Consider the following 25,785-nt stretch of genomic DNA (forward strand, 5'->3'; position numbering starts at 1 on the left):
ATATTTAAAAGATATAAAGACCCTTGGATCATAGATACCTACCCACGATGGAACTGAGACATTTACGATACTTTGTCGCCGTTGCCGAAGCGGCGAACTTCAGCCGAGCAGCCGATCGCTTGCATATCGCTCAACCCCCCTTGAGCAAGCAAATCCGCGATCTGGAAGGGGAGTTGGGGGTGCAACTGCTCGATCGCCGCCAGCGTCCCCTCGAACTAACCCCAGCGGGATCGGTGTTTCTCGCGGAAGCGCGATCGATTTTAGCGCGAGTCGATCGCAGCATCACCGCCACCCGACAGGCAGAACGGGGAGAAAGCGGACAGTTGACGGTGGGGTTCAACAGTTCGGCAGCCAACAGTATTTTGCCCGACGTTCTGCGCGCGGTTCGATCGGGTTTCGAGCAAATCGAACTGGTTTTGCAAGAACTCACGGCTAGGCAACAACTCCAAGCCTTGCGCCGGGGGGAAATTGATGTCGGGTTCATGCATCGTTCTCTTATCGAAGAGGGCGCTGAAGAAGGGGTGGAAGCGCAAAACGACACCTTGAGTTTTCTCACCGTGATGCAGGAATCCTTCCTCGCCGTCTTACCCGAAACCCATTCCCTGGCTTCTCGAACGAAACTCTCCTTAAAAGAACTGGCGCGCGATCGATTTATTCTGCCGCCATCCCACCTGGGAACGAACCTGTACGCCCAAATTGTCAGCCTTTGCGGGCGATCGGGTTTTGAACCGAATGTCATTCAAGAGGCCCAGTGGATGCAAACGATTCTGAGTTTGGTTTCAGCCGGAATGGGGGTGACGCTACTCCCGGAAAACGTCCTCAGCCTACAACGGCAAGGGGTGGTTTATCGAAGATTGCTCGATGAGATGCCTACCCTGGAAATGGCTGTCGTCTGGTCGCGCGATCGAACTTCTGCAGTGTTGGATACCTTCCTCAAGGTGACTCAGGAGGTGACTTGGGGGGAGGGGGGAGATTGACGCGGTGACGCGGGGACGCGGAGAGGGGGAGATAAGGGAGAGGGAAGAGAATTAAAAATTACAAATTAAAAATTAAAAATGGGGAGGTTATAGAGGCACAAGCATTTGGGCGATAAATTCTGCAACAAACGAAATCTGACAGATCCAAATGCTCTACCCGAGCGGGGGGTATAGCGTTGCAACTGACCCATTGTTAATTTTCAATAGTCAACAGTCAATTGTCCATTGCCCATTGCCCATTGCCATCAGATACTTCGAGAGCGCCTTAGCCGCATTTCGATCGAATCCCACCTCAGCCACGGTGGCGACGATTGGCGCATCTGGGGGATAGTGTTCGGGAATATCGTCGACGGCAACCCAGGGTGAGTGTTCCGGGCAATTTTGTCGCAAGTACTCCAGCACTTCTTGATATCGCAGATACTCCAACTCGCAGACGGCTTTGGGGTCGAGAAACGGCGTACTGCCGATAATCCGAGGGGTGATATCCGGCGAAAACAGCGGCGGAATCGTTTCAAAGGGAAACATTTCCCGCCAAGAAGAAGAGATAACGACCCGGACGCTGGGATAGCGACGCAGAATGGTTTCAAATTCTTGGAGACAAGTTCGATCGAACTTCATTAAGTCTTGGAGGGATTCCGCTGCATTCAATGGGCGATCGGGAACCAAAACCCCATCAATATCCAGAAAAATTAACATCGAGCGATCGTCAACTTACGATATCACTCCATTTTAGCGATCGAATTTTCTCTGGCTTCTCGAATCCCATCAACGGGTTTTAATTCTTTTTGTGGGGCGATGGTGCTTCTTTCGCGGTCTTCTTCAATGAAGCCCTCGGGAACGGATTTTCCCAACAGTTCTTCGATCGGATCGAGGCTGCAAGACATCGATTTGCCCACAAATCGATCGAACATCTGTTTTCATGTCATGGAGATTCCGAGTTCGTCGAGCATTTGAGCAAACACGGTTTGGGTAATGCGCTCGCGATCGACAAATAACCCCTCACAATTGAAAATGATGAGTTCTAGAAAATGATGAGTTCTATTTGACCAACCGTACGGGTTTAAATTCTGTGAATTGGCTGTCGATCGTAATTGCCAAGAGATCGTTATCACCAGGTTTGTTACACCCCTCGATCGGACTTTCATCAAAGCCAAGATCGATCGAGAAAATCCGAAACAAATTCCCCCTTAAATTTGATACTTGAATCAAAAAAATCGAGCCGTCTAAATTTCTTCTTCAAAACAAAGACGCTCTGGAAAAGCCTCTTGAGAGTTTTGCACGGACTCTAGTAAGGATTTAAAAGTTTTGCAGCGTTTGCGCACTTGATTCTCGAACCACGAAAGTTGTCCGAGTTCGCTTTCTCCACGAACCTTGGCAACAATTCCCCGTTCCAAATCCTTCATCGTTACTCTAAGTCGACGACAGATATAAGCCATGGCGGCTTCTTCATCTTCTAACTCTTTTCCGCCTAAAAGAGCCACTTTTAAAATATTTTGTTGGCTAGCCACTTCTTTCTCTTCCGGTTTTAGAGTTACCTGAATGGCACTTTTGTAGTATGTTTTCCCAAACCAACCTTTTACAGTTTTTCGTTGAAATGATATTTTCATGCTAAATTCTTTTCGTTTGGAGTAAGACTGTCAGTTTTTTGATTTTAGAGTTAATTTTTAACATTATTTAACATTTTCAAGATTTTGTCATCGGTCATTTGACTTATCTTGAGCTTTTTAATTGTTCTTAGGAAAATCATTAGATGATGATTTTAAATTTCCTATTTTTGCTCACAAGATAATTGATTCCGCATTAATATTGACACGACATTCGTACAAACAATGTGAGGAAATCGTAATTTTACGGACGTAACTTATATGACTCGAAATCTATTGTGGAAAATTACGTAGTCTCGGGTTTCAATCAGTCAAAATTACGCTCGAATGCTGAGAATCCTAGAGAACTGATTGACCTGTACAACTTACATATTTTGTCAATCCGCCATTTGGCTAATTTATATGAAAAAGTGACGTAAACCTCGATCGCTCTCAAGGAGATCGCACGATCGAATGTCTTTCTTATACTCGCTTTGCGTATTTTCCAGGAGAAGACGGGTACCTGTTCAACGATAGATCGTGTCAATGAATCAAGATAATGGAAAGCGATCGAGCCAGAAGTATCTGTACTCTTGCTTGAAAACCCGGATCTCGATCGGAACGTACGACATTTGTCACGAGCCAAACTATGTAAAAGTGATTCGCCGATCTTTTTTCAGTGTATTTACGTATAATTTATGAATTCAAAATATTTTCCGTATTAATACTTACGTGCTAACATGGGATTGTGCTAGCAAGCGAAGCTCCAAAAACGACAAAAAACTCGTGTAAATACTTAATTTATTCAAATTCACTCCAAAAATGGGGCTAAGTACCGGGAAAGTTTCTGCGTAAGATGTAAACTTTCAGTGAAGATTGCGTAGAAGTATTCAGCTAGTTTAAAAACTGTGATATAAACTGAATAATAGAAGTTCCGTAAAAATACGAACGACTCTTTTTCTACAATTCAGTTCAAGTCGGTTTCTCTTAGGGTCAAAAATTTCCTGCGATCGACAGCGACTTACGATCGACTCGAACTCAGTCGAAATACTATTTCGAGCGCTCGGTACGATAAATCAATCGATTTGATAAGTTTCTTCGGGATTCTTCCTCAGTGTTTTGTAGGAATTACTGACCGATTTATCGTCCGAGTTAATAGTCTACGTCATTTTGTAAAAAATCGTAAAAAAAATCGATTTTTGCATAAAAATACGGACTCCCTCTGAGAAATTTTTACGGACTAGAAATCGTCAAGAATCAAGATTGTGAGTTCGATCGAGCATCACCAAACTCGTGAGAACTTCAATCGGGAACGAGCAAGGTACAGAATACACAGAAGGTGTCAGATGAAATCAGTACAGAACTCTATCTCTTCCTCAAATCCTAGTGATGTATCCGTGACTCATGGCCAGATATCATTCCATCGCCAATCCCCGAACCGACCGTTAAATCCGATGGTGAGCTTTGGCTTACCTGTATACAACGCACAAAAGTACCTGCGACGGTTATTCAACTCGTTACTCGCCCAAGACTACTCAAATTTTGAAGTGGTCGTCAGCGATAATGCTTCCACCGATTCCACTCCAGACATCTGTAAAGAGTACGTTAGTCGAGGGTTACCCATACGCTACCATCGCAACTCGGAAAATATCGGTCAAATTGCCAACTTCAATCGCGTGTTAGAACTCTCTCGCGGTCGGTACTTTCGCTGGATTGGATCGGATGATTGGTTAGAGGCAAGTTACACCGGCCAATGTGTCGAACAACTCGAGGCTCATCCGGAGCAAGTGGGCGTAACCACCTATCAAGATCACATCACCGACGAAGGGGAGCGCGATTACCAAGAATATACCGGTAAACGTCTCGATTCTCCACTCCCCCATCTCCGATTTCGGCAGATGGTGTGGTTTATGACGGCCCATTACGGTTACATCGATCCCATCTATACGATGATGCGTCGGGATATGTTGATGACAACCCAGAAAATCCGACCCATTGCGCGCATGGATCAGGTTTTATCGGTGGAAATCGCGCTATTGGGTGCATTCGGTCACATTCCTCAATGCCTGTCCCACCGTCGGCGAGAAGATTTCTCCCGCACCAGCGCCGAAGAATTGAGCGGTCGGTATCAACCCGGAACGAAGAAAAATCTCGTCGATCCCATTTTAGGTGTAGCGACCGCTTTTGGGTCGGTGGTTTGGAAGAGTAATCTCAATACCTCGGCTAAATTGTCCTGCCTAGAAGCGATCGTCAAGTTTACCGGGAAGCGGGCCAGTCGCAAGTTCTACTTGCATGGGCGGGCAATCGCCCGTTCCCTGCGTCGCCGGCTGTGGTCTGCGGCCGAAGCCAAGCTCACCGGAAAGATCGTCGGCTAAATGGGTCGCGTATCGGAGATCTCGCTGCTCTGGCTTCTCCAATACGTATCGCGCTGGGAATGGGAAAATAAAGTTTGGGGAAATTCTAAGTTGCCCCAAGAAGGATCGATGGGTAGGGTAGGCAGTGGGTCGGGAGATTTCACTGGAGAGACCGATCTTCAAACTGCCCACCCACCCCAACCATCAATGTCTCCAAAAGCGTCAATCTAGGAGTGCGAAAAGCCACAACACCCAACCCCAAAGGTCATGTCTGGCAATCTCGCAACTAGCATCTATGTATGACTTTGCAATTATTGGTGGGGGAATCGTGGGTCTGTCCGCAGCGATGGCCATCGGTCAGCGCGATCCCCACGCTCGTATTTTAGTTCTCGAAAAAGAAAGCCAGCCGGCTGCTCACCAAACCGGTCGTAACAGCGGTGTCATTCATTCGGGCATCTACTACAAACCCGGGAGTTTCAAAGCCAAGTTTTGCCGCCAGGGAAATCGATCGATGGTGGAGTTCTGCCAGAAACACGATATTCCCCACGAAATCTGCGGTAAAGTCATTGCCGCAACCGTTCCCGAAGAACTCCCGGTCCTGGAGAACCTCTACCAACGCGGTCTCGAAAACGGACTCGAGATCGCCCGACTCACCCCAGAAGAAGTCAGCCAAATCGAACCCCACGTCCGCTGTTTGGGCGGAATTCGGGTCGATTCCACCGGCATTGTAGACTATCGGGCAGTTTGCCACAAATATATCGAACTCTGCGGCGATCTCGATGTTGAAGTGCGACTGAAAACCAAGGTGGAAAACATGCAACCCACCGGTGATGGTCAAGCAATCGAAACCAATAACGACACCTTTACAGCGCGCACGATCGTCAACTGTGCCGGATTGCACAGCGATCGAATCGCGCGATCGAATGGGGTGGACCCCGAGGCGAGAATCGTTCCCTTTCGCGGAGAATACTACGAGCTAAAGCCCGAAAAACGCCATTTAGTCAAAAACCTCATTTACCCGGTTCCCAATCCAAGCTTCCCGTTTTTGGGAGTTCACTTTACCCGCTCGATCGACGGTAGCGTTCATGCCGGACCCAATGCCGTCCTCAGCCTCAAACGAGAAGGCTACCGCAAAACCGATTTCGACTGGCAAGACTTTCGCGACATCATCACCTATCCCGGTTTTTGGAAATTGACCGGGCGCTATATCGATGTGGGGGTACAAGAGATGATTCGTTCCTTTAGCAAAGCTGCCTTCGTCCGCAGCCTGCAACGATTAATTCCCGATGTCGTTGCCGACGATCTCGTGCCCTACCCCCCCGGAGTCCGCGCTCAAGCCCTCAAACCCGACGGCCGCCTCGTGGATGACTTCTTAATCGTGCGTGGAGAAAATAGCATTCATATCTGTAATGCTCCCTCTCCAGCGGCCACCTCATCCCTGGAAATCGGTCGGGCGATCGCCGATTGTGTTTTGTCTGAGTAATCCTCGCGGGAAACGGGAGCATTGAGGGATCCCACAGATAGGAAGAGATGGGAAGAACCGTTAATTTTTAAGTTTGCATTCGATGACTAAATATTCTCGTCGCAAATTCATCCAAACTAGTGCCCTGGCTGCAGCCGGAGTTATCGCCTACGGATGTACCACCGACTCCAACGAACCCCTAGTCCAGATTTTCCACCAACCCAAACGGTTTTCTCGTCGCGCTGGCGAACTTTCGGCGAATCTCTACGGTTCGCTCTCCGAGGGAGTCGAGACGGCCCAATACCAACTCAATGGCGGAAGCTGGCGCGATATCGGTCGAGGGGGAAAACGAGCGCTAGATCCCTTATTCGTGATCGAAATGAAAGAGGACGTGCTGCGTGAGGGAACCAATACCCTAAATCTTGCCGTTCAAGGTCGTCGGGGTCGCTCGGAAGCCATTTCCGTCGAATTTGAATACGATCCCCAACCCATCGTCCTCCCCATCGAACCCGATTGGTCTCAAGACGAACTCGAAGTTCAAGATGGATACTGGGAAACCTTTGAATCGGAAGGGGAGTGGCGCGTGCGTCCCAAACCGGGTTTTGAGGATTACGATCGCATCCTTTGCATTGCGGGTGCTTTTGCCGGAGGACGGCGCATCGAAACCCAGTTAATTTTCCGCAGCACCGATTTCCCCACACGCTGTGGGTTCGGCGTGATACCGTTATGGGGCGGTCACAAAGACCCGGAAGACATTTCCCCTCGCCGAGGCTGGATTTACAGCATTGCCTGGTTTCATCCCTACCGACAGGGAGGAGGCGTCGAGTTTGGCTACAAAAACGGCGACGAACCCAGAACCTGGGTCGATTCCTACCGCCAATACGAGCCAGAACCCAACGTGCGATATTTCCTCACCACCGAGTGCTGGCCCGAAAAAGATGGATCTGGCAAGCACCTGGGCTACCGACAACGGATGAAATGGCACAAAGAAGGGGAAGCCGACACCAATACCTGGATCGAACTGCGGGATACGGAAGGATGTCCCCTACCGGAGGAAGAATACGCCGTTGCCCTCATCGCCCATTTCTGCCAAGTGGAATTCGGGAAAACTGTTGTCAGCGCCCTCGAAAAACCCCCAGCAGATATTACAGAACTCGAATCGACCCAAATTTTGGGTTAGAGGTTGGGGAGGCTGGGGAAGAAATAGGCGAGTATGGGATCTTGCGATCTGTTTTGTCTGGCAGCCAAATCTCGGGATCGCCACATCCAGCGCGGATACTCATGAAGGGGGCAAGGGGGGAAAGACTACGAGTCGATCGCGCAATGGTCCGGTTCGAGCCGCGCCTTGAAGCTAACTGCTATCAATACAGCACAGATCTAGCAATCAGAACATAGAGCGCAACAGCCTCGTGTCTTTACACCATCGGATCTCGGCGCCACTATGAAAAATTCGATCGATGCTTCGAGGGTTATTATCAATTCATCCAAGATTCCCCTATCTCCTTTACCCTTTCCCCCTTCACCCTTTCTACAAAAAATTAGGAGTGTAAACCGATGGTGAACGTTTTAGAAAACCTGAAATGCCCGGTTTGTGGATCGCCCGATTTAGAGGTCTTTTTCGAGATGCTGGCGGTTCCGATCTATTGCAATTTACTCTGGCGAGATCGGGTTGCGGCCGTAGATTGTCCGAAAGGCGATATCCGCTTGGCCTTCTGTCCCGAGTGCGGTTTTATTCCCAACCTCGCCTTCGATGCCGATCGATTGGAGTATACCCAGGAATACGAAAATTCCCTTCATTACTCTCCCCGCTTTCAAGAATACGCCGATGCCCTCGCTCGCAGCTTAGTAGAACGCCACCACCTCCACAATAAAAAAATCGTTGAAATCGGTTGCGGTAAAGGAGATTTTCTCATGTCCCTATGCGAGTTGGGGAACAATCGCGGCGTCGGTTTCGATCCCACTTACGTCGATCGATCGGAACACCAACACCTATCCGATCGGGTGCGGATCGTCCGAGATTTGTATTCAGAACGATACGCCAACGAGGAAGCGGATTTCATTTGCTGTCGCCACACCCTCGAACACGTCCCCAATCCAGCGGATTTACTTCAACCCTTGCGCCGCGCCATCGGTCATCGGATGGAGACGCAAGTGTTTTTTGAAGTTCCCAACGCCCTCCATACCTTCCGCAACCTTGCCGTGTGGGATATTATCTACGAACACTGCTGCTACTTTGCCCCAACATCCCTGGCAAGAGCGTTTACTCAGTCTGACTTTTTGGTAAACGATATGACGGAAACCTTCGGGGAGCAGTTTCTGTGTCTCGAGGCGGTTCCAGCACCCAACTCCGAAAACATGACGGGGAACGAGCAAAACGAAGTCCGGGAACTCTCGCAAGATATCGCGACGTTCACCACGAAATTCAAAACCCTCATCGACACCTGGCAGCAAAAACTGGACGGTATGGCACGTGCCGGTCAAAAAGCCATCGTGTGGGGGGCCGGCTCGAAAGGAGTGACCTTCCTCAACTTGCTCAAAACCCAAGGGTCGATCGAATACGTTGTCGATATTAACCCTCGCAAGCAAGGAATGTACGTCGCCGGCACCGGACAAGAAATTATCCCGCCCGAATTACTGCCCAAGCATCCACCCGATGTCGCGATCGTCATGAACCCGATTTACGAATCCGAAATTCGACAAGTTCTGAAGGATTTAGGACTTGATTGCGAAGTGGTTTGCGTTTAACGAGATCGACATCTAGCGGTATTCAGAGGGGTTCGGACATTTTTGGGCGCGATCGATGGGTGATGGGAGCAAGATGTTTGCGCTCACGCGCACGCTTCGCGAACACACTAAATTTTCCTCAAATCATTGAATATGGCGATATAGCCGAGCGCATAGCGGTTAGGACACATGCAGCGGGACGCACTCAGTCGCTCAAAAATGTCACGAACCCAACCCAAATGAGTCATGTAAAAGTGACCTCCAATTAATTGTCCTAAGTCCCCTGCGCTTAGCTATATAGCTGTTGCCAGATCGATGAGGACGCTCGTGAAGGTGGGCTTCACGGGACAACGATCGCTTCGGGAGCAGCGATCGGACCCCGAGTTCGCGCGCAAGACGCAAGGGAATGCCGACAAGCCCAAGGGAACGCCGACCGTTGGGGGGGGAAGACTTCCGCAAGATTACACGATTGTCTGGCGTTGTCCGCGCCCAATCTGGCGACTGCTATATTAACGTCAGTTTTGATGCGACCGTCTCATCGGGATGCCGACTCTGGGTGACGTTCGGGCGTTCGGCAAGCCTCTTGAAAGCCAGACGACAATACTGGGTACAACACCTGGCTGGGGAGAAAAATACTCCCGTCCCCATTCCTCCTTCTCCTTCCCTCTTCCGAATTCCGAATTCTCCCTGCGATCCCCGAAAACACGATCGATCTCCCCTTCCCCTCACAGTTCTTCAATTACGTAATATTACGCAATCGCGCCAGAGTTTCTTCGGTTCTCCAAATTGGAGGATTTTCCGGGTAAATTGCCGATTTTTTCGCGAGTTTTCATCGATCTGAGACCGTGGCAGTTGCCTAGTTCTTGGATTATGCTTGAGAAAGCCAACTCAACAACTCTACTGCATTGGTACTCTCAAAAGCACGGGGGAGAACCGCTCGAGCCGCTCTTAAGTGCGATCGATTCTGCCAACGTTTTATATTGGGTTCTTCACGAACGTTCAACCGAACGTAATCAGAGATGCCCGATCTGCGAGTACTCTAACAACCGCCAAACAGAGTTGGTCGAGGTTAAAACATACGCATCCAATCTGAAAATGCGATCGAGGTTAATGGAGGCAGGGTTAAATAGGGCGAGGTTCGAGGAAAAGAACCAGTGGTCGAACCACAACGGTATTCTCTAATTACTTCGATCGGGGTCAAAAGGCTTGAAACCTTGACCCATCAGGATATGAGAATGCTAGAACTTCCGCAAAACTACTCAAGGTTGTGCCACCAAATTAAGTCAGACCGTTGTCGCCAATGGAGGGAATAGAGTCGAATGCCTCACCACTGCCAGGGTCGTCGCTTCTTGGGAAGTTCATCTTCATCGAGCGATTTTGAGATCGAGCCCATTCCAACTCAAGGAACGACCGGTCTATCGGTAGCCTTCTCAAAAACCTCAGTGTTAAATCCGTCGGAAGTGGCAGGACTGAACCTATTGCAAACCCCCATTTGGATGCTCGATTTCGAGCCACAACAACTGTGGTGGGGTAATCGTGCTGCCCTATCGCTGTGGGGGGTCAGCTCGATGGAGGAACTCAAACAGCACAACGGGTACGATGGCTGGCATCCCAATCCCGATACTGGGATCTGCGCCCTCGAACAACTCGAACTCGGACAAACCGCTCTTGGAACTTGGACGATTGCCGATCTGGAGGGTTCGAGGTCTATTGCCTGTAGCTGTTCGAGAATTCAACTCGAAGGCGGACGTTCGGCGATCCTCGTTGAAGGTTGTGGGACCGCTCGCCCGACGGACAATCCAACGCTGGGTCTTTCTCCCTCGTCGAGACTCCAGCTAACCCCCTCTCGCGCGCAACCCGAACCCGAGCTGCCGATCCCAAACTCCCAATTACAGTGCCTATCGCTCGAGGGGGTCATCGAAGCCATCAATCAACTCCTCACCCACAGCGATCGCCAAGAAGGGATCGAGCGAGCGCTAGCGGCATTGGGGGCGGCCACAGACGTCGATCGCATCTATATCTGGGAAAATCACTTTCACCCCTCGAGTACGGAAGTGCTCTTGAGCCAGCGCGCTCAATGGCAGGCTGATGGCATCACCGATCGAATCGAGGCGCAATTTCAAAGTTTATCTTACCGGGAATGTCTCCCCAATTGGTACGAATCCCTCGAGCGGGGACAACCCATGATGGGAGCAGTACGGGATTTTACCCCCTGCGAGCGAGACTTTTTTGCCCGTTGGGGGATTCGCTCGATTTTACTCATTCCCATTGAGATTGCCGGTTATTTTTGGGGATGTATTGGGTTTGATGAATGCTATCGCCCCCGTTCGAACTCCTTCAGCCCGACCCCGTCTCGATGGGATTACTGCGATTGGTCTCAAACCGCCAACTCGATTTTAGCCAGTCCCGTCAGGCGCTTGGGAGAAACTATCGCTCACCTGCTGGCGCAAGCCGAGTTGGAAATGCGAGATCGTCTCCTCGAAGGCGTTGCTTGGTCCACCAACCTGCTGCTGACGAAAACCGATCGAGATTGGGCGATCGATCGGGCCCTCAAAATGTTGGGATATGCTGCTGGGGTCGATCGCGTCTGCGTTTTGGAACACCATCCCCATCCGGTTACCGGAGAACGAGTCACCACCCTGCGGTGGCAATGGTGTCGTGGAGAGGAGATCCCCGCCAGAGCCACAGACGTTCCCAGTTTCTCCCCAAACGAGCCGATTTGCGGTTTAGCACGGGATTTTGACGACGAGGGGGTCAGAAAACTACTTGCCCGAGAAGGGATTCGATCGCTTTTAGCCCTACCCATCGAAGTGGAAGGGCAATGTTGGGGTTGTTTGGAGTTTGACAACTGCCAGGACGAACGCCTATGGTCGGAAACGGAAAAATTGATTTTGAGAGCGGCTGCGAGTAGTTTGGGCGGGGCGATCGCTCGCGGGCAAACGGAAGCCAAGCTCAAAGAACGCGATCGCCTCCTCGATGGGGTCGCCACGGCAACCACGCAACTGTTAACCACCCACGACGATCGCACCGGAATTCATCGGGCGCTGTCGGCTTTGGGATATGCAGCCGCGGTCGATCGCGTCTACATCCTCGAACGGCACCTCGATCCGATTTCCGGTCGCCCTCTAGTCAGCCAGCGCTACGAGTGGATGGTACAAGGCACCCCAGTCCAGATCGAGAGCCTGCAAGAGTTCCCCTGCGATGGGATTTGGGCCGAGTGGTTCGATCGCCTGGGGGCCGGTCACCTCGTCTGCGGTTTGGTACGCGATCTCCCAGAAGCGGAACGCGACTTTCTACGAACCCCCAACGTCCGCTCTTTTGCCTTGGTACCCATTGAAAGCGAGGGCAAATGTTGGGGCTTTTTGGGATTTGATGAATGTGGGGGCGATCGCCAGTGGTCTGAGAGCGAAAAGTCGATTTTAAGAGCGGCTGCGGGGAGTATCGGTGGCGCCATTGCCCGTCAAAAGACTGCGACACAATTGGCCAGTTTGAACGCCCAGCTCGAACGTCGAGTGCAAGAGCGCACGGCCGAGTTGATGATGGTCAACCGGCAGCTGAATTACAATGCCTATCACGATGCCCTCACCGGATTGCCGAACCGGGTGTTGTTAATGGAGGAGTTGGAAAAAGCACTGACTCGCGTTCGGGAACAATCGGCGTACTCTTTTGCGATTCTTCTGTTGGATCTCGATCGCTTTAAGGTGATTAACGACAGTTTCGGTCATAGCGTGGGCGATCGCATGCTCGTCGAGTCCGCATCTCGCCTGATGATGTGCGTGCGTCACGGTGACTTAGTGTCTCGATTGGGGGGTGACGAGTTTGCCATCTTGCTCAACCGCACCCACCAACTCGAGGATGCCACCCGGATTGCCGAACGGGTGAAGACGAGTCTCACTCAACCCTTTCATCTTGACGAACATGAAATTTTAACCACGGTGAGCATCGGGATTGCCTTGAGTTCCCCAGATTACGACAAACCCGAAGACCTGCTGCGGGATGCCGATACGGTCATGTACCAAGCCAAACTTCGAGGTCAGTCATCCTTTGAAGTGTTCGATAACACCATGCACGAGCAGGTGTTGGAACAGCTACGCCTGGAACGGTTGGAACACGATCTGCGCCGAGCGGTGACGGCCCTCGAACCACAGATCCTCAACGCCCAGCCACCTGAGGATATTCCCTTCCAAGTTTACTATCAGCCGATCGTCTCTTTAAAAACAAATCGCATTGTGGCTTTTGAAGCCCTGGTTCGCTGGCAGCATCCGGAGTTAGGACAAGTTTCTCCCGCTCAATTCATTCCGATCGCGGAAGAGACGGGCTTAATCGTCCCCTTAGGCACCTGGATACTCAACCGAGCCTGCCATCAACTGCGGGCTTGGCAAGAGCAGCTGCGCCATCGCATTCCCTTGAAAATGTCGGTGAACCTCTCCGGTCGTCAGTTCGCTCACGTCGATTTACTCGATCGGGTAGATTTCATTTTAAAATCCACTCAAATCGGTGGCAGTAACCTGAAGTTAGAAGTCACCGAAAGTGCGATCGTCGATAATTACGATTCGGCAACAGCAATGTTGCTCCAACTCAAAGATCGGAACATTCACCTGTGTATGGATGATTTTGGCACGGGATACTCTTCTTTGAGCTACCTACATCGCTTTCCTTTAGACACCCTCAAAATCGATCGCTCTTTTGTCAGCCCCATCCAAGCAGGGGGGGAAAAATCGGAAATCCTCCAAACCATTATTACCCTCGCCCACAATTTAGGGATGAACGCGATCGCCGAAGGAATCGAAACTCCCATTCAACGGGAGACCCTGTGCCGCTTGGGCTGCGAGTTCGGACAGGGCTATCTGTTCTCCAAACCCGTGAAGGCTCGAGTTGCCAGTCAGCTTTTGCTGTAGTCGATCGGACGCATGGCTGTACTTGAAAGCATCAATTTTTTCCATCGATGGCTCTGGTGCTCTTGCGGCTTCGGGAGGCTCGGGTCGCGGGTTTAGCTTTATAATATCTTCAGTCGATCCATTTGAGCTATCCGTCATCCAAACCCCCAAATTCATCCCATAAATTGCCGTCAGTCAGGAGGCGACTCGCACCCCGATCGACGCTCGAATCATTAGGGTTATTGGGTTGCTCTGACTTCCAACTCACCCAAGCCGCGACAGTCAGCTTTTAATGGAGAAAAAGCAGCATCATCGGCGCGAGCTTCTTCACTCAACAGTATGTGTGTCCTTAACTCCATCAAAACTCGTGATTACTCTAGTCCTGTTGCATCCTACCCAAAATACGGTACTCCGGAGCTGGAAATTTGCAGACCAGCCAGCAATTCGCATCGGGCGAGCCAAAAGTAACGATGTGACCATCGTGAGTTCCGTCGTTTCCCGCCTCCATCTTGAATTGTGGAAAACCCCTTCCAACTGGGAGGCGATCGGATACGGAGCCAATGGAACTTACGTCAATGGCGAGCGGATCGCTCAAGCACCTGTTGCAGACGGTATGGTGATTCGCTTGGGGAGTTCCGGTCCGAAAATTCAGATTCAGCTCAGCGATACTCAAGAAGCTCAGCCCATCGGCAAGCAAAAGTCAGTCGATCGAGATCTCATTGTCACCAATGCTCCAGACCTCGCCCATCGCGTCAAGACCAAAGTGGATATCGGCTCTTAGTCTCGACGAGGGTAGCGATCTAACTTTTAAACCCTTCGCTCTTGGAGGAAAGCCTCTAAGGTGGAACGATCGCACATAGCGGTTTGCGCCCCCGCTTGAGTGGTTGCGATCGCCCCAGCAGCGGCTGCCTGGATAACAGCTTCTCGCCAAGATAGATCTCGCTCGAGGGCGTCAGCTAGCGCTCCGTTGAAGGCATCTCCAGCAGCGACCGTATCCACCGCATCCACCGCAAACGCCGGGAGAAAAAAGCGAACGCCTGCCGTGGCACAGTAAACCCCTCGATCCCCCAACTTAACAATCGCCGTACCCACTCCCCATTCTCGCAATCGACCGGCGGCTTGGGCTGCTGACTCGGGACACTCGACACGAATTCCTGTCATTTGGGAGGCTTCTACTTCATTGGGGGTGATAATATCGATTTGGCGGTAGAGTTCGGGGGGAAACTCCGAGGGTGCGGGAGCCGGATCGAGGATGACGCGCACCCCGACATCGCGAGCGACTTTTATCGCGGCTTTGACGGTATCGAGAGGAATTTCAAGCTGGAGTAGCAGTACCTTCGCTTGGGGTAGCAAACGCTTTAAGCGATCGACATCTGAGGCATCGACGCATCCGTTGGCACCCGGGACGACGATAATATTATTTTCTCCGCGATTGTCGATGGCGATCGTTGCAATCCCCGAATGAGTATGGCAATCGACCTTCACTCCATCTACATTCACCCCCGCATCGCGCAACAGATCGAGTAAAACCCGCCCAAAATCGTCGGCCCCGACTCGACCCACCAGAGACGTCGAAACGCCCAACCGTGCAGCCGCAACCGCTTGATTAGCTCCTTTGCCCCCCGGAACCGTCGAAAAACTCAAACCCGCGATCGTCTCTCCCGGTTTAGGAAACCGAGGGGTGCGGGTCACTACATCCATATTGAGACTGCCAAAAACGATCGCGCTCACCGGCTCAATATCTTCTTACCGTTGCTTCAAACGTCCGACACAATCTTCAATTTTCGTGCTTTGCCGACGCTAAACCCAACTGTAACACTGCGAGTACCTCCTGCATATTTCCCTCCAGTAGGGCCGTCGCCGCTAGCCACAGTCCCGGAAACACCCGACACCTCTGGAGGCAAAGGGTGAAGGGGGAAGGGGGAAAGGGATAAAAAATGCATGAATTCGGGATCGAAATTGATTTGAGTTTTTATTTCTACCAGATGTCTAATATTTACAGATGTCTAATAGTTATTCTCCCTCATCTCCGTGTCTGTCCATCACCTCATCTTCGTGTCTCTCTATCTCCCCATATCCCCTTGGCTTTGGAGTCGAAAATATGGTAGAAGTAAGGCCTAAAAGTATGTATTTTTGGATGTCGAGGAGGCAGACGGTGAAACAGCATCTGTTAGGACTTGGAGGGATCTGCGCGAGTGCTGCGATCGCCCTGGTCGCGATGGAGCCGGCGATCGCTCAGGCTCAAGTCACCGGAGTCAGCGTGACCCCAACGAACTCGGGCATGACGTTAATTCTGGAGACTGAAAGTGGCGATCGTCCCCAAATATTCGTCATCGAGCAGGAGAACGAACTGGTTGCCGACCTCATCGATACTCGGTTGCGCCTGCCTCAAGAAGGGGGCTTTCGCCAAGATAACCCCAGTCCCGGTATCGCTTCCGTTGTCGTCACCCCCCTCGACTCCAACAGCACTCGCATCATCGTCACCGGACTGACCGGTGCGCCCTCGGGAGAAGTCTTCCAACAAGACCCCAGAGGCATTGTGTTTAACTATCAAGCACCGCCGGGGAATTACGCATCGCCACCGCCTCCCGCCCCCACACCTCTGACTCCCGCACCGGTGGTCCAGCCTCCCGCGACTCAGCCACCGGTAGCTCAACCGCCTGCGACCCAGCCTCCTGTCGCCCAAGTTCCCCTGCGAACTAATCCCGACGTCCTGGTTCCCAACCCCAACATTACCATTGAGGGCAATCCAGCCACCTCCATATCGCCCATTAATCCCGTGCCTCCCAGTCTACCTCGGGCCGTTCCCCCACCCATTGGCGATATTGCGATCTCCACCATCGATCCCTCGGCATCGGTCATTAGTATGGGAACGGCCGAACGAGTCCCCCGCCTAGTCTTGAAAGACGCCCCTGTCGAAGATGTTTTGGCGCTGCTCGCACGGGCCGCCGGACTCAACCTCGCCTTTTTTGAAGGGGGTAGAGGTGAAGAAGATGAAGAAATGACCCAGCTCACCATCTCTCTTGATGTGGAAAACGAGTCCGTGCAGGATGTATTCAACAACGTTCTGCGCTTAACGGGTTTGGAAGCCAACCGAGAAGGCACCACGATCGTTGTCGGGACGAGTTTGCCCGATGCGGCTCGCAACGTCGTCAGCCGCACCCTGCGCTTGAATCAAACACCACTGCTGGTCGCGCGGGACTTTCTAATTTCCCAAGGGGCGGAAACCGTTGAGGTGCAGCTTCGGCAACAAATTCAGTCTCAGGCGATCGGCGATAATGTCGACCCCCTAGTGATTCAAAGCACCCAAACCCAGGTGGAGTTACTCGCGGCTGACACTACTGGAGAACCTTATGAAGGTTTTGCTCCCCTGCCCTTGCGGGGATTGTTGTTCTCCATCGCCCGACGGGCAACCGGTGCGGTAGAAGTGGGGAACGAAATCACCCTGGTGGGCGATCCGCGCCAGGTTGAAGTGGCCTCGGCGCTACTGACCCAACTTGAAGCTCGTCGTCCGCAGGTGGCGGTGAACGTGAAAATCGTAGACGTGAACCTGCTCAATGAAGATACCTTCAACAGCAGCTTCTCCTTTGGGATTGGCGATACGTTTGTGACGGTTGATGGTGGAAATGCAGTGGTTAACTTTGGGGGAACGAACCCACCCTCAGCAGCCACATCATCCAACGGCTTGTTCGGGCGACCGGTTATTAATAATCCGTTTGGCGGTAACCAACCGTTTTTAGATTTATCAGATCCTGCCTTGGTTCCAGGGGGAACTCCCGGTACGATTTTTGTCGATCCAGACGGAAATATCTTTACGCAGCCAGCCGGTGTCGGACAAACTCCCCAACCGATTTCCCCGGTGAGTGAAGATCCGTTTACGCCAGGGTTTACGGATTTCGAGCCACCAACGAATAACGTTATTACCCAAACTCGGAATGATGACGGAACGATTACCACGGACACGACATTAGGTGAAAATGCAACGGTTGAATTTTCCTTACCTTCGTTGTTCGAGTTCCCGACGCGCTTCTTGTCTACTTTGCAAGCTCAAGTGGTCAGTGGCAATGCCAAGATTTTGACCGATCCGACTTTGGTTATTCAAGAGGGGCAAACCGCAAACGTCAACCTCACCCAACAGGTGGTGCAGCGAATCAACGTTGAATTTACTGATACGAACGCCGGACAGCGAGAAACCCGAGAGGTGGAGTTTGCCGATGTCGGGTTGCAACTTGCTGTTACCGTCAACCGGATTGATGATAACGGTTTCGTGACCGTAGATGTCGAACCTACGGTTTCTTCTCCTATCAGTACTCAAGATTTGGGCGACTCTGGAGAGGTGACTCTGGTGCAAAGTCGTTCGGTGGATTCGGGCTTGATTCGAATGCGGGACGGTCAGACGCTGATTTTGTCGGGGATTATTCAGGACAGCGATCGCACAACCGTATCGAAAGTCCCTATTCTGGGGGATTTACCTTTAATTGGTTCTCTCTTCCGCAACACCAACACCGAAAATAGCCGCAGTGAGGTGATCGTTCTGTTGACCCCCAACATCATCCGCGATACGGAATTCTCGACCTTTGGCTACGGCTATACCCCCGGACCCGAAGTGCAGGAAGTTCTCGAGCGTAACGGTCAGAACTACTTCAGTCCCACCGCACCGAGGTAAGTCTTTCGTCGCTTCAGAGTCGATCGATCGACAAAAAAAGGGCGTACGATCGTGCGCCCTTCTCTGAGTGTCAGCAAAGATTATTGAATCCGGTTCGTGTTATTCCGCCAGCCGGGTAGTTTGTGCTAGAGCCATTGCAGAAGAACCAGCTTTCAGTACACTATGTCTGGAGCGTTTCGATCGAGAAACGATTTGTTTGCCCTCGCACCCGACTTGGAGACTGCCTCAGATGACCGATCTCATCACCCCCATCCGTCGCTCTCGGATTAGTGTTTCCTCCGATAACCCCAACGACTCGGCGTTTTTCGTGCAACCGGGTACGGGATTGGATGGTGTGGTCGCTTATGGCAGAGGTGGCAGCTTTGAATGTACGGGGGCACTGTTAGGGACCGGTCGCCATATCCTCACAGCCGCACATTGTTTCGATCTTGATGACGGCATCCCGAATCCGAACCCGAATCCGGGGGAGTACACCGTATTTTTTGATGTCCCCGAAGGTCGAATTCCGGTGGCGGTATCGAGTATTTTCATCCATCCCGACTGGACGGCCGATGCAAGCTTTAACAACGACGTGGCAATTCTCCAGCTTGCCGAAACGGCACCTGATTCAGCCGATCGCTACGCACTGTATCTTGAAGCCGATGAAGTGGGGCAAGTTATCGAACGAGTGGGCTATGGCATTAGCGGAACGGGGAACCTTGGGGAAATTCCCGCTACCGACCGTATCAAACGCCGAGGTTTTAACCGCTATGAATCCTCGATCGATATTTTTAACCGAACGCGCAGCTTTAATGCCATCCCCGGAACTCAACTGGTTTACGACTTCGATAATGGCTTGCGCCAAAACGATGCGTTCGGACGGGATTTGGCCATCGAAGATTTAGGGGAACCCCTAGAAGTGGGTGCCACCCGAGGGGATTCTGGGGGACCATCGTTTATTAACGGTCAAATTGCCGGACTGACGTCCTATGGATTTACACCAATTGTTTTCGGTACCGATGTCACGAATGAAGGGGGTGTTTTCAACCCGAGGTTAGATTCGAGTTTCGGTGAGTTCTTTGTCGATACTCGGGTTGCGGTTTATCAGGGTTTTATCAACGAAACGATCGCCGAGTCCAATCGCGGGGACGATCGCATTCGCGGAACCAACCAAGATGATACCCTCGGAGGCAACCAGGGTAACGATTTGATTGAAGGACTCGGTGGAAACGATCTCCTGTTTGGCGGTCGAGATAACGATACCCTTCTCGGAGATGATGGGGATGATACGTTATTGGGCGGTCGGGGAAACGATCGGATTTCAGGAAGAAACGGAAATGATGAATTATTCGGTGGTGCCGATAACGATACTCTTGAGGGAGACAATGGAGACGATACTGTATTCGGCGATCGGGGGGCCGATCTGCTGACGGGGGGTCTGGGGAACGACAGACTGTTCGGTGGTGAAGATAACGATACGATTAGTGAAAATGATGGTGATGACACCCTCGCTGGCGGTCAGGGAAATGACGTTCTCACCGGTGGTATCGGGAACGATGAGATTCTTGGAGGACTCGATGACGATACGATCTCCGGAGATGATGGCGACGATACCCTTTTTGGCGAGGTCGGAAATGACAATCTGACGGGAGGCAGTGGGAACGATGAGATTGTGGGAGACCTGGGAAATGACAATCTGACGGGAGGAGATGGAAACGATCGCATCTTTGGTGGAGAAGGCAGCGATACCATAACCGCTGGGGAGGGAAACGACTTCCTGTCTGGAAATCAAGGGGATGAAGGGATTAACGGGGGAAATGGCGACGATACCCTCAGAGGGGGTCAGGGAAACGATATCCTAACCGGTGGTGGTGGAAACGATCGACTCAGTGGTGATTTCGGCCAGGATATTCTCATCGGCGGACCGGGCAATGATGAGTTTATTTTCCGCACGGCTGTCGCCTCGGTCGATTTAACCCTGGTGGATGTTATTGCCGATTTCAATACCTTTGAAGATACCATCGGGCTGACAGAAGGGATTGCTGCATCGAATTTAAACTTAATTGAGTCGAACTTTGCCGGTTCTCCTGGAACGGTGATTCAAGTGATTGAAACGGGTATCTTCCTTGGGTTTGTTAATAATACGACTCCTTCCCAGTTATTCGGTCGGTTTGTGGAAGTCACCGATATCGTTTAATCTAGATGGTGTTATATTCCCTCGAACTTCGAGTTCACTTTAAGCCGATCGCTCTCGTTCGTAGTGTTTGCGATGTAACAGTTCCAGCCTCCCTCCATACTCTTGAATTAAGGCCGTTTGGCGGCGATAAAACCCGCGAAAGGTATTAGAAAAGAGGAGGGTAAAAATGGCAACAATTAAGCCTAAAACTGTCGAGGCGAGGGCTTCGCTAATCCCTCCAGTCACACCCGCCGTATTGCTACTGCCAATATCTCCAAGTTTGAGGGAAGCAAACGAGTTCATCAAACCCAACACCGTTCCTAACAAACCCAATAAAGGGGATACTGCGACGATCGTATCGAAAATGGTGTTGAAGCGACGCAATAGGGGAAGTTCGGCTTGTGCGGCACTTTCAAGGGCGAGGCGAAACTCCATCGGATTGGGGCGATCGAGTTCCATCGCTTCGAGAAAGATTCGAGCTATGGGAAAATTGGTATTTTTTTGCAGTAACTTTATCGCGGAATACCAATCCGAACGACATAATTTCAAGGCTTCTTGGATTATTGAATCTTGTCGCTGTAAAATGCCAAGCCAAAAGAACGAGCGTTCGGCAATTAGAGCGATCGATACTAGTGAAAAAAGAAGCAAAGGCCAAACAACAATGCCAGCGGCAAAAAACAAATCGCTCAGTCGCATAGATGGATTCCCCGTAGATCGATAAGCATGAGAACTCAGGGCTAAATGTTTTCCACGCACTGGAAAAATTCCCTTCATTCTTTCCATGTCCTCGATTATAATTGAAAGCGGCGCTCTCTTCCGGGTGACATTATCATCAGAGTCAATCCCGGTTCAAAATATTTAAAGTAAAGTGGAAAATCGATTCATGTCTAAGACATAAATTACTCAATTGATTACAAACAAATGATAAATACAATATTATATCTAGGATTTAAATGGATAATTTTTTGATTTTTTATCCGAACAATTAGATTTAATGTAATATTTATTTTTTATTATTAATAATAGCCATTTCTGATTCCAAACGATTTAAGATGAACGATAAAATATTTGTAATTTTAAAAGTTATCGCCGCTTCAACCGCCTGCTCGATCTTCATTAAATCCATTGGACCGCAACTGTCGATTTCGGCGACACCCACCAACGCACTCATTGCCGTTCTGGGGGTTCCTTTGGTGGTGGCGATCGCCCTGATCGGACGTGGTTTTCGATCGAAGAATTCGTTGTAATTTATCGTTGTCACGCACGATCGCGCAACGATCGATAATAATCGATCGAGCCAGCTTTTTTTCAATGATGCCCCTTCTCTGGCACCTTGCAAGTGTATGCTTTTGACAATCGAGTCAACCAAAACTCACCGGTCATTTCTCGGGTTTTTCCTTCATACCCAGGCTGTCTCATGCGAACCCTTGCTGAAATTAACGAGAAAATCGAGCGCCAACAAGCTGTCGTCTGGACGGTAGAAGAAACCAAAGCGCACGTCGCCGAAATTGGCGTGACTCAAGCTGCCAAAGAGGTGGATGTCATTACCACCGGCACCTTTGAACCCATGGAGTCGAGTGGGGCGATAATTAACTTAGGTCAAACCGATCCGCCGATTAAAATTCGTCGCTGTTGGCTGGATGGGGTTCCTGCCTACTCCGGATTTGGGGCAGTGGATTTGTATTTGGGGGCAGCGCAAATGACCGATACCCTCGAAGCCGAAGACCCGCGCAATCGCGAAACCCCCGAAAACCAAAACCGAGGAGGACCGATTCGAGGTGGGGGTCACGTCATTGAGGACTTAATTGCCGGGAAACCCATCCAACTGAAGGCGATCGGGCAAACCACCGATTGTTACCCCCGCGCCGCCTTTGAGACGACTATCACCCGCGATCGCATCAATCAATTTTACCTGTTCAATCCCCGCAATCTCTACCAAAACTTTATCGTCGGAGTCAATGGCGGCGATCGCCCTTTATTCACCTATCTCGGACCGCTGCAACCCCAACTGGGCAACGCCGTATACTCCAATCCCGGCGCGATTTCTCCCCTGTTTAACGACCCCGATTTGAACGTTGTGGGCATCGGCAGCCGGATTTTTCTCGGAGGCGGCATTGGCTACGTCGCCTGGGAAGGGACGCAGCATTTTCCCCTGCAAAAACGCTTGCCCAATCGCACCCCCATCGGTCCCGCAGCAACGCTCGCCCTAGTGGGAGATGCCAAACAGATGAATCCCCAATGGGTGCGGGGATGTTATTTCCACAACTACGGCCCTTCTTTAATGTTGGGGGTGGGTATCCCGTTCCCCGTTCTCGACGAAACTGTGGTGCAGCGTTGCGCCGTGCAAGACACGGATTTGGTCGCCCCGGTGGTGGATTTTGCCATTCCCCGCCGCGTCCGTCCTACCTTCGGCTTAGTCAGTTACGCCCAACTCAAAGGCGGCAAGATTACCATCGACGGCAAGGCGGTGCGAGTCGCCCCTTTAGCCAGTATTGCCCGCTCGCGGGAAGTGGCCGAAGAACTCAAAACCTGGATCGAAGCCGGGGAATTTACCCTCACCGAACCCGTCGCTTCTATTCCTAAAGATCGGGCGTTTTTGCCTCAAGATTTGTGGGGGGGTCAGATGAATTTAGATCGATCGGATTAAGGAGTCAAATGATGTTCGACGCGACATGGGAAATCTCGAACCACAATCGCGTATACAGGTACACCGTCACTCGCGAGGGTCAGCGGATTTCCTACGCAGAGGTTTTAAATTTATGGTCCGAAAAAAAAGACTTCCGCAGTTTCTTCATCTCGCTACTGGCTAGTTCTCCGTTTTTAGCTTATCGCTGGGAAACGCCACCGATTACAAAAAATAATCTCGATCGCCCCTTTGAATTCGTTCTGCTCGATTCTCCCGGACTTGCTAGCTATCCCGATCTCCGGACATTTGCCGATTACTTTACAACTGATGCAATTAACGATGGTATCGTCGTTTTCGAGAATTTGGGGGGAGATGCAACCCTGGTGGTTCCCTCTCCTGGGGATGCCACTTCAGACTACAGTCATTTGGCTGCTTTCGTTCGCAGTGCCCCGGATGCTCAACAACAGAGTCTGTGGCGGATTGTCGGACAAACCATGCGGCAGCAGATTTCAGAACGACCGATTTGGCTGAGTACCGCTGGGGGAGGTGTGGCGTGGCTTCACGTCCGCTTGGATTGTCGACCGAAATACTATGGATATGTGCCGTATCGGAAGAGTCTGTAGGGGCACAAGCAGTTGGGCGATAAATTATGCGACAAACGAAATCTGACATATCCAAATGCTTTGCCCTCCAATGAGGATACGGAGTCAAAATTTGTAGGGTGGGCAGTTGTTTGCTTGATAGCGCAACCCCTGAGCTATACTCCCCCTGCACTTTGCTCCCCCTGCACTTTGCTCCCCCTGCGCCTTGCTCCCCCTCCGCTGCGCTTCGCCCGCAGTTTATTTACACGAATCGAAGAAACAGGTTTTTTCCATTCCCCATTCCCCGTTCCCCATGACTGAAAATTTGTCATGATACCGGCCCGTGTCTGCTATACATTTGCGATCGAACCGCCCTCAAGCCCCAATACCAGTTCTATCTTAATAAAAGCGCTATCCATTCCCAGAGGTTATCGATGTTCGAGCAACAACCGATCGAATTACGACAGAAAATCAAGCAATTGGCAACGGAATCCGAGGCAGATCCTTCGGCGTGGTTTGAAACCCTGTACGCCGAATCTCAAGGAGACACCTCCCTGGTACCCTGGGCCAAACTCGCGCCCCATCCCTATCTTCAGGAGTGGCTCGAAGGCGATCGCATTCGAGGAGATGGGCGATCGGCTTTGGTTATCGGTTGCGGGTTGGGAGATGATGCCGAAGCGTTGAATGCGCGGGGTTTTCAAGTCACGGCTTTTGATATTTCTCCCACGGCAATGGCTTGGTGCGAGCAACGCTTCCCCAACTCCGATGTTACCTACCTCGTTGCCGACTTATTCGATCTCGATCCCAGCTGGGGCAGCAAGTTTGACTTCGTGTTTGAATGCCGCACGATCCAAGCCTTACCCCTAAACGTGCGATCGGATGTTCTCGCCGCTATTGCCCCCTTGGTGGCCCCTGGCGGAACGCTGCTGGTGGTGACGCGACTGCGGGATACCGATGCCGAACCCGATGGTCCCCCGTGGGCGTTGAGCGATCGAGAACTCCACGAATTTAGCATGCTGGGACTCTCAGAAATCGAGCGCAATACCTTTACCGAAAGCGATACCGTCACCCAAGTCCGAATCGAGTATCGCCGCCCGTAACCGTTTTTTGAATCAGAATACAGCCGCGCCCATCACCACAACCAGACCCGACGCTCACCCTCGCAGCAGTTGTTTGAGGGTTCCTACTAACTCAAGGGGATGAAAGGGTTTCGCAATATATGCATCCGCACCTTGCTTCAATCCCCAATAGCGATCGAAATCTTCGGCTTTCGTCGAACACATAACCACTGGAAGTTCTTGGGTTTTCGGATTCGCTTTCAGCCGCCGGCACACTTCATAGCCATTCATCTGCGGCATGATAATATCGAGCAAAATTAAGTCGGGGCGAGCGCTCTGGACGCTTTTAAGTGCCTCTTGTCCGTTACTCGCTTCGCGTACTGTCAGTCCTTTCTTTTTGAGCAAACTCGAGATCGTCCGCCGTTGGGTAATGCTATCCTCAACCACTAATACTGTTGTCATCTGTTTCCCACCTCCTAAAAGATCTGCCGAGCCATGATTCGGTTCGTCATCCCATAATGTTACGACTCTATAAAAAGAGTCGCTCGTCAGGATAGAAAAGTTTCAAGATGTTCGCGCTTTATTGAACTATAGGAGCCATCTCCCCAAAATATGCACCCGATAAAGAATCAAAGTCAATGAGGGGATAGACCTATTTCGAGCTGACGCGATCGAGACCAAACTTTTAGCTATTAAAACAGCTTACCTATTTTTGTCCGTTT

The 25,785-nt window shown here is 51.1% G+C and carries 20 protein-coding genes; 14 read left to right on the forward strand and 6 right to left on the reverse strand.

The annotated features are described in order from the left end of the window. The first annotated feature begins 47 nt into the window (after window positions 1–47). Window positions 48–977 carry a LysR substrate-binding domain-containing protein gene (locus AC2215_RS02500; RefSeq protein ID WP_486808371.1) on the forward strand — a complete coding sequence of 310 codons (930 nt, stop codon included), beginning with the start codon at window positions 48–50 and terminating at the stop codon, window positions 975–977. Window positions 978–1,184: 207 nt separating this feature from the next. Here the strand turns inward: AC2215_RS02500 and AC2215_RS02505 are convergent, their stop codons facing one another. The 3 genes from AC2215_RS02505 to AC2215_RS02515 form a co-directional block, all read right to left on the reverse strand. Continuing rightward, entirely contained in the window at window positions 1,185–1,673 is a 489-nt protein-coding gene (locus tag AC2215_RS02505) for an HAD domain-containing protein (protein ID WP_486808372.1), read from the reverse strand. Window positions 1,674–1,696: 23 nt separating this feature from the next. Beyond that, window positions 1,697–1,861 (reverse strand): hypothetical protein, encoded by a 165-nt coding sequence (locus AC2215_RS02510; protein ID WP_486808373.1) that lies wholly within the window; start codon window positions 1,859–1,861, stop codon window positions 1,697–1,699. 339 nt (window positions 1,862–2,200) lie between these two features. Next, the gene (locus AC2215_RS02515) at window positions 2,201–2,584 is read right to left on the reverse strand and encodes a hypothetical protein (RefSeq protein ID WP_486808374.1); all 384 of its coding nucleotides are present in this window, start codon (window positions 2,582–2,584) and stop codon (window positions 2,201–2,203) included. A 1,430-nt stretch (window positions 2,585–4,014) separates the two neighbouring features. Here AC2215_RS02515 and AC2215_RS02520 point away from each other — a divergent pair. The 7 genes from AC2215_RS02520 (at window position 4,015) to AC2215_RS02550 (ending at window position 14,758) form a co-directional block, all read left to right on the forward strand. Continuing rightward, the gene (locus AC2215_RS02520; RefSeq protein WP_486808375.1) at window positions 4,015–4,935 is read left to right on the forward strand and encodes a glycosyltransferase family 2 protein; all 921 of its coding nucleotides are present in this window, start codon (window positions 4,015–4,017) and stop codon (window positions 4,933–4,935) included. Between the two features lie 274 nt (window positions 4,936–5,209). After that, on the forward strand, window positions 5,210–6,397 hold the full coding sequence (lhgO, locus tag AC2215_RS02525) for an L-2-hydroxyglutarate oxidase (protein ID WP_486808376.1): 1,188 nt from the start codon (window positions 5,210–5,212) through the stop codon (window positions 6,395–6,397). A gap of 82 nt (window positions 6,398–6,479) precedes the next feature. Beyond that, complete coding sequence (locus AC2215_RS02530; RefSeq protein WP_486808377.1) at window positions 6,480–7,556, forward strand: hypothetical protein; 1,077 nt, start codon at window positions 6,480–6,482, stop codon at window positions 7,554–7,556. 374 nt (window positions 7,557–7,930) lie between these two features. Continuing rightward, window positions 7,931–9,121 (forward strand): class I SAM-dependent methyltransferase, encoded by a 1,191-nt coding sequence (locus AC2215_RS02535; protein WP_486808378.1) that lies wholly within the window; start codon window positions 7,931–7,933, stop codon window positions 9,119–9,121. Between the two features lie 385 nt (window positions 9,122–9,506). After that, window positions 9,507–9,941 carry a hypothetical protein gene (locus AC2215_RS02540; protein WP_486808379.1) on the forward strand — a complete coding sequence of 145 codons (435 nt, stop codon included), beginning with the start codon at window positions 9,507–9,509 and terminating at the stop codon, window positions 9,939–9,941. Between the two features lie 478 nt (window positions 9,942–10,419). Continuing rightward, a complete protein-coding gene (locus AC2215_RS02545) occupies window positions 10,420–13,998 on the forward strand; it encodes an EAL domain-containing protein (RefSeq protein WP_486808380.1) in 3,579 nt (1,192 codons plus the stop codon). A gap of 346 nt (window positions 13,999–14,344) precedes the next feature. Then, on the forward strand, window positions 14,345–14,758 hold the full coding sequence (locus AC2215_RS02550) for an FHA domain-containing protein (RefSeq protein ID WP_486808381.1): 414 nt from the start codon (window positions 14,345–14,347) through the stop codon (window positions 14,756–14,758). A 26-nt stretch (window positions 14,759–14,784) separates the two neighbouring features. Here AC2215_RS02550 and rbsK read toward each other — a convergent pair whose 3' ends face one another. Then, on the reverse strand, window positions 14,785–15,708 hold the full coding sequence (gene rbsK, locus AC2215_RS02555) for a ribokinase (protein WP_486808382.1): 924 nt from the start codon (window positions 15,706–15,708) through the stop codon (window positions 14,785–14,787). A 424-nt stretch (window positions 15,709–16,132) separates the two neighbouring features. Between rbsK and AC2215_RS02560 the strand changes: the two genes are divergently transcribed. Continuing rightward, window positions 16,133–18,643: an AMIN domain-containing protein gene (locus AC2215_RS02560; RefSeq protein WP_486808383.1), complete on the forward strand. Its 2,511-nt coding sequence runs from the start codon at window positions 16,133–16,135 to the stop codon at window positions 18,641–18,643. A 229-nt stretch (window positions 18,644–18,872) separates the two neighbouring features. Then, on the forward strand, window positions 18,873–20,819 hold the full coding sequence (locus AC2215_RS02565) for a trypsin-like serine protease (protein ID WP_486808384.1): 1,947 nt from the start codon (window positions 18,873–18,875) through the stop codon (window positions 20,817–20,819). A 39-nt stretch (window positions 20,820–20,858) separates the two neighbouring features. Here the strand turns inward: AC2215_RS02565 and AC2215_RS02570 are convergent, their stop codons facing one another. Further along, window positions 20,859–21,494 carry a MotA/TolQ/ExbB proton channel family protein gene (locus AC2215_RS02570; protein WP_486808385.1) on the reverse strand — a complete coding sequence of 212 codons (636 nt, stop codon included), beginning with the start codon at window positions 21,492–21,494 and terminating at the stop codon, window positions 20,859–20,861. 356 nt (window positions 21,495–21,850) lie between these two features. Between AC2215_RS02570 and AC2215_RS02575 the strand changes: the two genes are divergently transcribed. From AC2215_RS02575 to AC2215_RS02590, 4 genes are all read left to right on the forward strand, one after another. Beyond that, entirely contained in the window at window positions 21,851–22,045 is a 195-nt protein-coding gene (locus AC2215_RS02575; RefSeq protein WP_486808386.1) for a hypothetical protein, read from the forward strand. Window positions 22,046–22,215: 170 nt separating this feature from the next. Beyond that, window positions 22,216–23,445, forward strand: coding sequence for a homocysteine biosynthesis protein (locus AC2215_RS02580; RefSeq protein WP_486808387.1), 1,230 nt, complete (start codon window positions 22,216–22,218; stop codon window positions 23,443–23,445). Window positions 23,446–23,453: 8 nt separating this feature from the next. Further along, window positions 23,454–24,047, forward strand: coding sequence for a DUF6940 family protein (locus AC2215_RS02585; RefSeq protein ID WP_486808388.1), 594 nt, complete (start codon window positions 23,454–23,456; stop codon window positions 24,045–24,047). A 392-nt stretch (window positions 24,048–24,439) separates the two neighbouring features. Further along, window positions 24,440–25,105, forward strand: coding sequence for a class I SAM-dependent methyltransferase (locus AC2215_RS02590; RefSeq protein ID WP_486808389.1), 666 nt, complete (start codon window positions 24,440–24,442; stop codon window positions 25,103–25,105). 54 nt (window positions 25,106–25,159) lie between these two features. On the opposite strand, the gene AC2215_RS02595 is transcribed toward AC2215_RS02590, so the two are convergent. Continuing rightward, entirely contained in the window at window positions 25,160–25,525 is a 366-nt protein-coding gene (locus AC2215_RS02595; RefSeq protein WP_486808390.1) for a response regulator, read from the reverse strand. Window positions 25,526–25,785: the final 260 nt, after the last annotated feature.

Source organism: Zarconia sp. (assembly GCF_057467645.1).

What these genes read in the sequence shown, in the direction of transcription:
- AC2215_RS02500 (WP_486808371.1), top strand. Translation starts at nt 48, where the DNA reads ATGGAACTGAGACATTTACGATACTTTGTCGCCGTTGCCGAAGCGGCG.
- AC2215_RS02505 (WP_486808372.1), bottom strand. Translation starts at nt 1,673, where the DNA reads ATGTTAATTTTTCTGGATATTGATGGGGTTTTGGTTCCCGATCGCCCA.
- AC2215_RS02510 (WP_486808373.1), bottom strand. Translation starts at nt 1,861, where the DNA reads ATGTCTTGCAGCCTCGATCCGATCGAAGAACTGTTGGGAAAATCCGTT.
- AC2215_RS02515 (WP_486808374.1), bottom strand. Translation starts at nt 2,584, where the DNA reads ATGAAAATATCATTTCAACGAAAAACTGTAAAAGGTTGGTTTGGGAAA.
- AC2215_RS02520 (WP_486808375.1), top strand. Translation starts at nt 4,015, where the DNA reads ATGGTGAGCTTTGGCTTACCTGTATACAACGCACAAAAGTACCTGCGA.
- lhgO (WP_486808376.1), top strand. Translation starts at nt 5,210, where the DNA reads ATGTATGACTTTGCAATTATTGGTGGGGGAATCGTGGGTCTGTCCGCA.
- AC2215_RS02530 (WP_486808377.1), top strand. Translation starts at nt 6,480, where the DNA reads ATGACTAAATATTCTCGTCGCAAATTCATCCAAACTAGTGCCCTGGCT.
- AC2215_RS02535 (WP_486808378.1), top strand. Translation starts at nt 7,931, where the DNA reads ATGGTGAACGTTTTAGAAAACCTGAAATGCCCGGTTTGTGGATCGCCC.
- AC2215_RS02540 (WP_486808379.1), top strand. Translation starts at nt 9,507, where the DNA reads ATGCCGACAAGCCCAAGGGAACGCCGACCGTTGGGGGGGGAAGACTTC.
- AC2215_RS02545 (WP_486808380.1), top strand. Translation starts at nt 10,420, where the DNA reads ATGCCTCACCACTGCCAGGGTCGTCGCTTCTTGGGAAGTTCATCTTCA.
- AC2215_RS02565 (WP_486808384.1), top strand. Translation starts at nt 18,873, where the DNA reads ATGACCGATCTCATCACCCCCATCCGTCGCTCTCGGATTAGTGTTTCC.
- AC2215_RS02570 (WP_486808385.1), bottom strand. Translation starts at nt 21,494, where the DNA reads ATGCGACTGAGCGATTTGTTTTTTGCCGCTGGCATTGTTGTTTGGCCT.
- AC2215_RS02575 (WP_486808386.1), top strand. Translation starts at nt 21,851, where the DNA reads ATGAACGATAAAATATTTGTAATTTTAAAAGTTATCGCCGCTTCAACC.
- AC2215_RS02580 (WP_486808387.1), top strand. Translation starts at nt 22,216, where the DNA reads ATGCGAACCCTTGCTGAAATTAACGAGAAAATCGAGCGCCAACAAGCT.
- AC2215_RS02585 (WP_486808388.1), top strand. Translation starts at nt 23,454, where the DNA reads ATGATGTTCGACGCGACATGGGAAATCTCGAACCACAATCGCGTATAC.
- AC2215_RS02590 (WP_486808389.1), top strand. Translation starts at nt 24,440, where the DNA reads ATGTTCGAGCAACAACCGATCGAATTACGACAGAAAATCAAGCAATTG.
- AC2215_RS02595 (WP_486808390.1), bottom strand. Translation starts at nt 25,525, where the DNA reads ATGACAACAGTATTAGTGGTTGAGGATAGCATTACCCAACGGCGGACG.